Below are 9918 nucleotides of genomic sequence, written 5' to 3'. Positions count from 1 at the left end.
GGGGGCCCGCGCGCCCCCCCCGCCGGGGGGGGGTCTGTCTCCCCCCGCCCCCCCCCCCCCCCCCCCCCCACCCTTGCGTGGGGTCACGTCGCGGGTGGGTTGTGGGTTGCTCGCCGCTGGGTGCCTGGGTTGGCTTGGTGGTCACCTTGCGGTTTGTGGTCTGGCTGCCGCGCTGTGGTTGCTCGGGGTTGGTCTGTCGGGCAGGCCCGGGTGGGTGGGGGTCAGGCGGACGTACCGCGCCGGTTGCGGTCGGGCGTCTTTGCCACATTGCGGATCATGGCGGCGACTGCGTCCGGGTCGACGAGTTGGTGCAGGTGGGAGCCGCTCATGTGGTCGACTCGCCAGCCGCGCTCCCGTGCGTCCGTTGCCTTGTCGTCGTCTGCTTCTGCTCCGAACATCAGGTAGCTGCAGGGGCGGTCGTCCCAGCCGGGCGCTACCGGGATCTGCTGCTCGAAGAAGGAGAGCGGTAGGCGTGGCTGCTCGTCGCAGACCGCTCGCATAGTGGCAGGGTTCGGGAAGAGTTTGGCGACTTCGGCCTCGTCCCACCATTGCCACCAGGGCGGGAGTCGGCCGGCCTCCGCCTTTCGGCGAACCAGCTCGAGCAGTGCGGGTTTGACTGCCTCTGTGGGTCCTTGGCGGGCGGGTAGGGAGGCGTCGATGAAGACGCAGGCGTGTACCGGGCGGTTGACTGCGTCCACGACGACCGGCATGAAGCGGCCGGCGTTGCTGTGGGCGACCAGTACCAGGTTGGTGTCGGGCGGTAGGGGGGCGATTGCGGCGGCCACGGTGTCGGCGATCAGCGGCCAGAACGGTGGGTTCGCGTCGGCGAGGTGCAGGAACGACGGGACCAGCGCGTTCGGGAGGCGTTGAGCTACCGGTGCCCAGGTTGACGGCCCCACCAGGGGGCTGTGCATGAGGACATAGGCGATCGTCACCGCCCCATCCTCTCAGCGTCTGGAGGGGGCTGCGAAGATCGGGATCGGGACAGTAGCCTGACGCGGTTTGTTACCCCCCAGCACCGAGGTGAGTTTCGTCGTGTCCTACCCCCAGCAGCCCGGTCCGCCGCCCGCGGAGCTTCCCTACGGGGCGCCGTCGTCGTTCGGCGCGCCGCCGCAGGCCGAGGCGTCCTATGGTGCGCCGGCTCAGTCGCCGTCCGCAGCGCCCTATTCCGTTCCGGCGCAGCCGTTCCACGCCGCGGGGGGTCAGGCCGGGCAGTTCGCGGTGGTGTCGTGCCGGATGTGTGGGAGTGTTCCCGCCGCTGCGGCGACGTTTCGGGGGCATCAGGGGTTTGTGATCGTCATGCGGTTCCTCAGCGTGCCGGGGCCGTTCTGCCGCGACTGCGGGCTGGGCACGTTCCGTGCCATGACCTCTCGCACCCTTGTGCAGGGGTGGTACGGGTGGGCGTCGTTCCTCATCACGCCGATCACGGTGCTGCTGAACCTGTTCCGGCGGGGGAAGGTCGCGAACCTGTCCACGCCGCAGCCCAACCCGTTCGGGCCGAGCCGGCCGCCGATGGATCCGGGGCCGCGGCTGCTTCAGCGGCCCATGACGATCATCGGGCTGGCGATTCCCCTCGCCCTGATCGTCCTGATCGTGTTCCTGGCCGGCCAGGGCTCCTGAGCCGGCAGCGGGGCGGCGGTTCACGTCCGCCGCCCCGGCCCGGCAGGGTCAGGCGCCGATCAGCGTGCGAATGCGGTCCGCGCCCACCGCCAGCAGCAGCGTGGGCAGGCGCGGGCCGGTCTCCTTGCCGATCAGCAGCCGGTACAGCAGGACGAAGAACGAGCGCTGCGCGACCTTCAGCTCCGCCGTCGGCTTGGTGTCCGGCGGGAGGCCGGCCATGACCTTGGGTACGCCGTACACGAGCGTCGTCAGCCCGTCCAGCGACCAGTTCTCGTCCAGGCCCGCCGCCAGCAGGCGCAGGGACTCGCGCTGGTCGTCGTCGAGGGACGCCAGGAGTTCCTTGTCCGGTTCGGTGAGGACCTGGGTGCGGGCCTCGGCGGACAGTTGCGTGGTGACCCAGGCCTGCGCCCGGTCCAGGCGGGGGCGTACCTGGGCCAGGTCGGTGACCGGGCGCCGCGGATCGAGGTCGCGCAGGATGCGCAGGGTCTGCTCGTCGTGGCCGGTGGTGATGTCGACGATCGAGGCGAGCGTGCGGTACGCGACCGGCACCGGTGTGCGGGGCAGCGTGACCGAGGCCGTCCGCACCGCGCGGTCGTGGGCGGAGTCGTCGGCGGGTGCCGCCGTACCGGCCTCGATCTTGGCCTCGAGCGCGTCCCACTCGTCGTAGAGGCGCTGGATCTCGGCGTCGAAGGCGACCTTGAACGACTGGTTCGGGCGGCGACGGGCGTACATCCAGCGCAGCAGCGGCGCCTCCATGATGGCGAGGGCGTCCGCCGGGGTCGGGACCGCGCCGCGGGAGCTGGACATCTTGGCCATGCCGCTGATGCCGACGAATGCGTACATGGGGCCGATCGGCTGCTCGCCGCCGAAGACCTCCTGGACGATCTGGCCGCCGACCACGAACGAGGAGCCGGGCGAGGAGTGGTCCACGCCCGAGGGCTCGAAGTGCACGCCCTCGTACGCCCACCGCATCGGCCAGTCGACCTTCCACACGAGCTTGCCGCGGTTGAACTCGCTCAGCAGCACGGTCTCGGTGAACCCGCAGGCGCACTCGTACGTCATCGCGGTCGTCGCGTCGTCGTACCCGGTGACCGTCGTGGTGTCCTTGCCGCACCCGCCGCAGTAAGGCTTGTACGGGTAGTAGCCGGTGCTCGCCGTGCCGTCGTCCTCGTCGGCGGCCCCGGATCCCTGGACCGCCTCGGCGGCCGCGGCGGCGTCGGCCTCGTCGAGCTTGGCGTTCGCCTTCGGCGCGGCGGTGCGGCCCTTGGTGCGGTAGCGGTCGAGGATCGCGTCGATCCGGCCGCGCTCGCGCATGGCCAGCAGGATCTGCTCCCTGTACGCCCCCGAGGTGTACATCTCGGTCTGGGAGATGCCCCGGTACTCGACGCCCAGCTCGGCCAGCGAGTCGATCATGGCGGCCTTGAAGTGCTCCGCCCAGTTGGGGAAGCGGCTGCCGGGCGGGGCGGGCACGGCCGTCAGCGGCTTGCCGATGTGGTCGGCCCACGACGCGTCGACGCCGGCCGGGACCTTGCGGAACCGGTCGTAGTCGTCCCACGAGATGACGTGCCGCACCTCGTGCCCCCGCCGCCGGATCTCGTCCGCCACCAGGTGCGGGGTCATCACCTCGCGCAGGTTGCCGAGGTGGATCGGCCCGGACGGGCTGAGCCCGGACGCGCACACCACGGGCTGCCCCGGCGAGCGGCGCTGCGCCTCGGCGATCACCTCGTCGGCGAACCGGCTCACCCAGTCGACGGCTCCTGCTGCTTCTGCCACGATCCCCAACTTCCGTCTTCGTACGATCGCACCCATTTTCGCGGATCGGCTCGGCGCCCCTGAGCCCGGGTCAGCGCACTCCGCTCATGAGCCGGCCGATCGGCTTGGCCGCCAGCCACAGCGCGACGCCGGCGACGATGGCGACCAGGCCGAGGATGCCGAAGTAGGCCGTCTCGTGCGCCTCGCTGTAGTAGTTCGCCAGCGTGCCCGACGCGGCGGTGCCCAGGGCGACCGAGAGGAAGAAGAGCGCGACCATCTGGGTGTGGAAGGCCGTGGGGGCCAGCTTGGTGGCCAGCGACAGGCCGACCGGCGACAGCAGCAGCTCGGCGACGGTGAAGACCAGCAGGATGCCGGCGAGGGCGAGCAACGGCGTGCTGTTCGGGCCGCCGCCGGCCAGGGGCAGGAAGAGCAGGAAGGCCACGCCCATGATCACAGTGCCGAGGGCGAACTTGACGGGGGTGGCCGGCTGGCGCGGGCCCAGCCGGGTCCAGAGGGCGGCGAACACCCCGGACAGGATGATGATGAAGACGGGGTTGATCGACTGTACCCACGAGACCGGCATCTCCCAGCCGAACAGGTCGCGGTCCAGGCGCTGGTCCGAGTAGATCGTGACGACCGTGAACTGCTGCTGGTACAGCGACCAGAACACGGCGCTGGTGATGAACAGGGGGATGAACGCGTACACCCGGCGGCGCTCCACCGGCGTGATCTTGCGGCTGCTCAGGATCACCACGAAGTAGGCGACGGCCGCGAGGGCGCTCAGCACGATCACCACCGTCGACAGGGACTCGGCGCGCAGCACACCCGTCACGGCCAGGACGACCACCAGCAGGATCGCCGCGGCGACGATCAGGCCGACCGGCAGCAGGCGCCGCCGGGGGAGCGGGTTCGGCACGACGCGGGCCTCCCCGGTGAGCCGTTTGCGGCCCAGCGCGTACTGGACGAGGCCGGCGGCCATGCCGAGGGCGGCCAGGCCGAAGCCCCAGTGGAAGCCCCAGTTCTTCTGCAGCAGGCCGGTGAGCAGGGGTCCGACCAGCGCGCCCAGGTTGATGCCCAGGTAGAACAGCGAGAAGCCGGCGTCGCGGCGCTCGTCGTGCTCGTCGTAGAGGGAGCCGACCAGCGACGTCGCGTTGGCCTTGACGCCGCCGCTGCCGACCGCGATGAGGATCAGGCCCACCGTGACCCCGGTCAGGCCCGGCAGCACCGCGAGGCTGACGTGCCCGGCCATCACCAGGATCGCGCTGAGGAACAGCACCCGTTCGGGGCCGAGCAGCCGGTCCGCCACCCAGGCGCCGAGGATGGTCGAGAGGTAGACCGCTCCGCCGTACGCGCCGACGATGCTGGTCGCGGTCGCTTCGGGCAGCCCGAGGCCGCCCTGGTCGGCGCCGTAGTAGAGGTAGATCAGCAGGATGCCCTGCATGCCGTAGAAGGAGAACCGCTCCCACAGTTCGACACCGAAGAGGTTGGCCAGGACCGGCGGCTGGCCGAAGAACGTCTTCTCCCGGTATGGGGCCTGCTGCGTCGTCATGCCCCGGGACTACCGCAACGCCGGAATCGATAAACGACTATTTTCTTAAGCGACCTGCGTCACGGTCGATGGTCCTGCGTGATGAACAGGCGTGAGCTCGGGGACCGGGTGGCCGACGCGGCCGTCGCCGGCAGCGGGGTGCTGCTGGCGGCGTTCCTCGTGTGGTACGTCGGCGGCTGGGGCGGCGAAACGCTCCGGGCGTACGTCACCGACGGCATCTATCCGCCGCTCGCGCTCCTCTTCACGGCGCTGGGCGTGCGGGTCGTCCGCCGCGGCGGGCTCGACGCCCGGACACGGCGGGCCTGGCGCTTCATCACCGCCGCGTTCTTCTGCCAGTTCGTCGCGCACACCTCGTGGTTCGTCGAGGATGCGGTACTGCACTCCGACACGTACCCGTCCTTCGCCGACTATTGGTTCCTGGCCTTCGTGCCCTTCCTGTTCATCGGCCTGCTGCTGCTCCCCGGCGTGCACCGGCACCGGCGCGACAAGATCAAGCTGGCGCTCGACTCGCTGATCGTGGGGGCCAGCACCTTCATGGTGCTGTGGTACCTGGTGCTCGGCCCGATGGTGTGCCACGAGGGTGCCTCGTTCGAGGAGGTCTTCTACTCGGCCGCCCTGCCGGTCGGGGACCTGGTGCTGATCGTGGCCCTGGCGACGGTCCTGCTCCGCCGGTCGGCGGCGACGCGCGCGCCGATCCGGCTGCTGGCCGGCGGGGTCGCCGTCTACGTCGTCGCGGACCTCTACTACAGCTGGACCCAGCTGCACGCGGGCTTCGTCGGCGGCACCTGGCCCGACCTGTTCTGGCTGGCCGGCTGCTACCTCTTCACGCTTTCCGCCCACCGGCAGTCCCGCACCGCGCGGCCCGCCGGCGCCCGGGATGCCCGGCCGCGGACGACGATCAACTGGCTGCCGTACGGTGCCATCGGGCTGGCCTACGGCCTGTTCGGCATCCTCGCCCGGGAGCAGGGGATGTACCCGTTCGGCGGCATGATCGCCGGCGCCGTGCTGCTCACCACGCTGGTCGTCGCCCGGCAGATGTACGTGCTGCGGGAGAACCGGCAGCTCGCGGTCACCGACCCGCTCACCGGGCTGGCCAACCGGACCCTGGTCGCCGAGCGCCTGGCGGAACTCTCCGCCCAGCCGCTGCACGAGGGCCGGCACGCCGCCGTGATGGTCATCGACCTGGACCGCTTCAAGCCGATCAACGACCGGTACGGCCACAACGCCGGCGACGCGGTGCTCTCCGCCGTGGCCGCCGCCCTGCGCACGGTGCTGCGCGCCGGGGACACCGCCGGGCGCCTCGGCGGCGACGAGTTCGCCGTCATCCTGCACAACCTGCCCGACCGCGCCGCGGCCGCCCGGATCGCCGAGCGCCTCGTCGACGCCCTGCACACTCCGGTGATCTTCGGCGATTACCTGCTCGAGACCGGTGCGAGCATCGGCGTCGCCGTCCGCGACGAGCTCACGCCCGAGGGCGAACTGCTCATGCAGCACGCCGACGCCGCCATGTACGCGGCCAAGCGCGCCGGCCGCGACCGCTACGAGCTGTTCACCCCGGAGCTCGACACCCGTGCCCGCGACACCGAGCTGCGCCAGGCGATCGACGACGGCGACCTGGTCGTCCTCTTCCAGCCCGCCGTCGACCTGGCCACCGGCGCCGTCGTCGCCGTGGAGGCGCTGGTCCGCTGGCGTCACGCGCAGCGGGGCCTGCTCATGCCCGCGGACTTCATCGACCTCGCGGAGGAGACCGGCGCGATCGTGCCGCTCGGCGAGTGGGTGCTGCGGGAAGCCTGCCACGAGGCCGCCCGCTGGCGTGCCACCGTGCCGGGCAGCGAGCACATGCGCCTCAGCGTCAACCTGTCGCCGGCGCAGGTGCACCAGCCCGCCCTGGTCGACACGATCCGCAACATCCTCACGGAGACCGGCTTCCCGGCGAACCGCCTGGTCCTCGAGCTCACCGAGGGCGTCATCCTCGAACCTGACTCGCAGGTCGTCGCCCGCCTCGAGAGCCTGCGCCGGCTGGGCATCAGCATCGCCGTCGACGACTTCGGTACCGGCTACTCGGCGCTGAGCTACCTGCGCCGCCTCCCGGTGGACATCCTGAAGATCGACCGCTCGTTCGTCACCGGCATCGCGGACGACCCGCAAGCCCGTACGGTCGCGGAGGCCGTCGTGCGGCTGGGCATGGCGTTCCGGATGAGCGTCGTGGCCGAGGGCATCGAGACCGCCGACCAGGCCCGCATCCTGGCCGCCATGGGCTGTGGTTTCGGGCAGGGCTTCCACTTCTGCAAGCCGCTGCACGGCAAGACCGCGGCCCAGGTGCTGCGCCGGACGTACCGGGACGTCGGAGCCGCCGAGTAGTGACCGCCCGCTCGCTGGCGGCCGCGGAGAACGACGTCACCCTGCCGCAGTTCCGGGCGCTCGTGGTGCTGGCCGCGCGGGGGCGCAGCGCAGCATCGACATCGCCGAGGAGCTGGGGGTGAACCCGTCCACCGGCACGCGGATGCTGGACCGCCTGATCCGCAAGGGGCCGGTCCGCCGGATGCGGTCGGCGTCCGATCGCCGGGTGGTCCGGGTACGGCGGTCATCGAGGCGTTGAGCGCGTTCGCCGACGCCGCCGGCGAGGCCTCCGAGCCGGACTGGTGGCTGGGCTGGGCGGCGCACCGGGAGGAAGACTCCGGCGACCCGGGCTCCGGCGAGCCGGTCCCGGCCTGACGGCCCCGCCCGGGTGGGAAAGGGCGACCATAGGGTGGGCGGACATGAGCCTGTCCGCCCTCAGCCACCTCGAGTGCTCCCGCACCGGCGAGCGGTACGACGCCGACGCCGTGCAGGGCGTCAGCGCGGCGGGAATGCCGCTGCTGGCCCGCTACGACATCGAACGCGCCGCCCGCACGCTGACCCGGGAGGCACTCGTCGCCCGGCCCGCGACCCTCTGGCGCTATCGGGAGATGCTGCCCGTACGCGACCCCACGGCCGTCGTCTCGCTCGGTGAGGGGATGACGCCGCTGCTGCCGTTGCCGCGGTACGGCGCGCGTATCGGCGTACCCGATCTGCTCATGAAGGACGAGGGCCTGACGCCGACCGGGACGTTCAAGGCGCGCGGCGCCGCCGTCGGCGTCTCCCGGGCGGCGGAGCTGGGGGTCGAGGGCGTCGCGATGCCGACCAACGGCAACGCCGGCGCGGCCTGGGCGGTCTATGCGGCCCGCGCCGGGCTGACGTGCCTCATCGCCATGCCGGTCGCGGCACCCGCTATCACGCGCACCGAGTGCGTCGCGGCCGGCGCTGAGCTGTACCTGGTGGACGGCCTGATCGGCGACGCGGGCCGGCTGATCGCCGCGGCGGTGCGGGAGCGGACCGGCTACCAGGAGGTGTCGACGCTCCGGGAGCCGTACCGGCTCGAGGGCAAGAAGACGATGGGGTACGAGATCGTCGAACAGCTCGGATGGCAGGTGCCGGACGTCATCCTGTACCCGGCCGGCGGCGGCGTCGGGCTCATCGGCATCCACAAGGCGCTGCGGGAGATGCAGGAGCTGGGCTGGATCGGCGAGCGCCTGCCCCGCCTGGTGGCCGTGCAGGCGGCCGGCTGCGCGCCGATCGTGCGGGCCTTCGAGGCCGGCGCCGAGGTCAGCGAGCCCTTCCCGGACCCGGCCACCGCGGCGTTCGGCATCACCGTGCCCAAGGCGCTGGGCGACTTCCTGGTGCTGCGCGCGGTCCGCGAGACCGGCGGCACGGCCGTCGCCGTCACCGACGAGGCCCTGCTCGCCGAGCAGCGCACACTGGCCCGCGACGAGGGGACGTTCATCTGCCCGGAGGGCGCGGCCTGCCTGGCCGCGGCCCGCGACCTGCGCGAGTCGGGGTTCATCGGCGCCGGTGAGCGGGTGGTCGTGCTCAACACGGGTACGGGCCTGAAGTACCCGGAGACGATCCCGGTCGACGTGCCGACCCTGGCGCCCGGTCAGAACGTGCGCTGGTAGAGAGAGCACCCGCGGCAGACCTCCGGCGGGTCGTCGCCCGCGAGACGGCGCCGGAAGTCCCGGTACGCCGGCCCGTGCCAGATCTCCGGGAACGTCTGCTCGGCGAGGTCGCCCAGCGACACGCGGTCGTCGCCCATGACCATGCAGCACGGCTGGACCACGCCGGCGCTCGTCACGTACGCGGCCTCCCAGGGCCAGGAGCAGCCGCGCCGGTCCGGTCCGGGGCCGTCGGCGGGGGCGCCGGGGGTGGGCAGCCGCACCTTCAGCCCACGTTCCCGGGCCGCCTCGGAGGCGGCCGCGAAGACCTGCCGGGCCCGCTCCTCGTCGGCTCCGGTCCAGAGGGCCTGGTCCGCGGTGAACCGGCGGATGTCCTCGTACCGCCCGGCAGGGTCGGTGTCGGAGAAGCTGTGAGAGAGGTTCTGCACGTGCAGCTCGTCGACACCGATGTCACCGAGGAGCCGGACGAGGGCGGGCAGCTCGCCGACGGTGTCGCGCATCGCCACGAAGACGACCCGGATCCACGGCGTCGCGCTGCCCGCGGCGCGCTTCGCCGCCACGAGCCCGGCCAGGTTCGCCACCACGGTCTCGAAGTCGGCGCCGTCCCGGACCTTCTCGTACGCCGAAGCCTGCGCGCCGTCGAGGGAGACGTGCAACCAGTCCACCCGGCTCGCGACCAGCTCGGCGGCGCGGCGCGGCGTGAGCAGGGTGGCGTTGGTGTTGAAGCCGACCGTGATCCGCCGCTCGACGGCCGTCCGGATCATCTCCGGCAGGTACGGCGACAGCAACGGCTCGCCGAGCCCCTGCAGGGTCAGCCGCCGCAGCCCGGGCACCTCGGCGACCAACCGGTGGAACAACTCCGGCCGCATCGCCCCGGCCAGCTTGTTGACCGGTGGGCGGTAGCGCACCAGGCGCATCAGGCAGCGCAGGTTGCACGCCGAGGTGATCTCGAGCTGCAGGTGCCCGGGGAGCGGCGGGTCATCGAGAACGGTGGACATGGGCCGGGAGTGCCCCGCCCTGCCGGTC

9 protein-coding genes are annotated in these 9918 nt (G+C 72.0%); 5 read left to right on the top strand and 4 right to left on the bottom strand.

Going from position 1 to position 9918, the window contains the following annotated elements; translation table 11 throughout:
- Window positions 1-221: 221 nt before the first annotated feature.
- Complete coding sequence (locus AB0368_RS04515) at window positions 222-935, bottom strand: alpha/beta hydrolase (protein WP_366152362.1); 714 nt, start codon at window positions 933-935, stop codon at window positions 222-224.
- 100 nt (window positions 936-1035) lie between these two features.
- On the opposite strand from AB0368_RS04515, the gene AB0368_RS04510 reads away from it, so the two are divergent.
- Window positions 1036-1620 (top strand): hypothetical protein, encoded by a 585-nt coding sequence (locus tag AB0368_RS04510; protein ID WP_366152361.1) that lies wholly within the window; start codon window positions 1036-1038, stop codon window positions 1618-1620.
- A 48-nt stretch (window positions 1621-1668) separates the two neighbouring features.
- Here AB0368_RS04510 and lysS read toward each other — a convergent pair whose 3' ends face one another.
- Together lysS and AB0368_RS04500 are read right to left on the bottom strand one after the other, a co-directional pair.
- On the bottom strand, window positions 1669-3393 hold the full coding sequence (gene lysS, locus AB0368_RS04505) for a lysine--tRNA ligase (RefSeq protein ID WP_366152360.1): 1725 nt from the start codon (window positions 3391-3393) through the stop codon (window positions 1669-1671).
- A gap of 70 nt (window positions 3394-3463) precedes the next feature.
- On the bottom strand, window positions 3464-4921 hold the full coding sequence (locus AB0368_RS04500; protein WP_366152359.1) for a peptide MFS transporter: 1458 nt from the start codon (window positions 4919-4921) through the stop codon (window positions 3464-3466).
- An 81-nt stretch (window positions 4922-5002) separates the two neighbouring features.
- Between AB0368_RS04500 and AB0368_RS04495 the strand changes: the two genes are divergently transcribed.
- From AB0368_RS04495 to AB0368_RS04480, 4 genes are all read left to right on the top strand, one after another.
- A complete protein-coding gene (locus AB0368_RS04495) occupies window positions 5003-7282 on the top strand; it encodes a bifunctional diguanylate cyclase/phosphodiesterase (protein ID WP_366152358.1) in 2280 nt (759 codons plus the stop codon).
- Complete coding sequence (locus AB0368_RS04490; protein ID WP_366152357.1) at window positions 7282-7404, top strand: hypothetical protein; 123 nt, start codon at window positions 7282-7284, stop codon at window positions 7402-7404. Before AB0368_RS04495 ends, AB0368_RS04490 begins: the two co-directional genes overlap by 1 nt.
- Window positions 7401-7520 carry a MarR family transcriptional regulator gene (locus AB0368_RS04485; RefSeq protein ID WP_366152356.1) on the top strand — a complete coding sequence of 40 codons (120 nt, stop codon included), beginning with the start codon at window positions 7401-7403 and terminating at the stop codon, window positions 7518-7520. Before AB0368_RS04490 ends, AB0368_RS04485 begins: the two co-directional genes overlap by 4 nt.
- A gap of 160 nt (window positions 7521-7680) precedes the next feature.
- Window positions 7681-8895: a threonine synthase gene (locus tag AB0368_RS04480; protein WP_366152355.1), complete on the top strand. Its 1215-nt coding sequence runs from the start codon at window positions 7681-7683 to the stop codon at window positions 8893-8895.
- Here the strand turns inward: AB0368_RS04480 and AB0368_RS04475 are convergent.
- Window positions 8877-9890, bottom strand: a complete 1014-nt coding sequence (locus AB0368_RS04475; RefSeq protein WP_366152354.1) for a radical SAM protein — start codon at window positions 9888-9890, stop codon at window positions 8877-8879. The two genes, AB0368_RS04480 and AB0368_RS04475, sit on opposite strands and share 19 nt — an antisense overlap.
- Between the last annotated feature and the right edge of the window lie 28 nt (window positions 9891-9918).

The organism is Actinoplanes sp. NPDC051475 (genome assembly GCF_040689425.1).
Classification (GTDB): domain Bacteria; phylum Actinomycetota; class Actinomycetes; order Mycobacteriales; family Micromonosporaceae; genus Actinoplanes.
The sequence above is the reverse complement of the archived record's forward strand: the minus strand, read 5'-3'. Positions and strand labels throughout refer to the sequence as shown.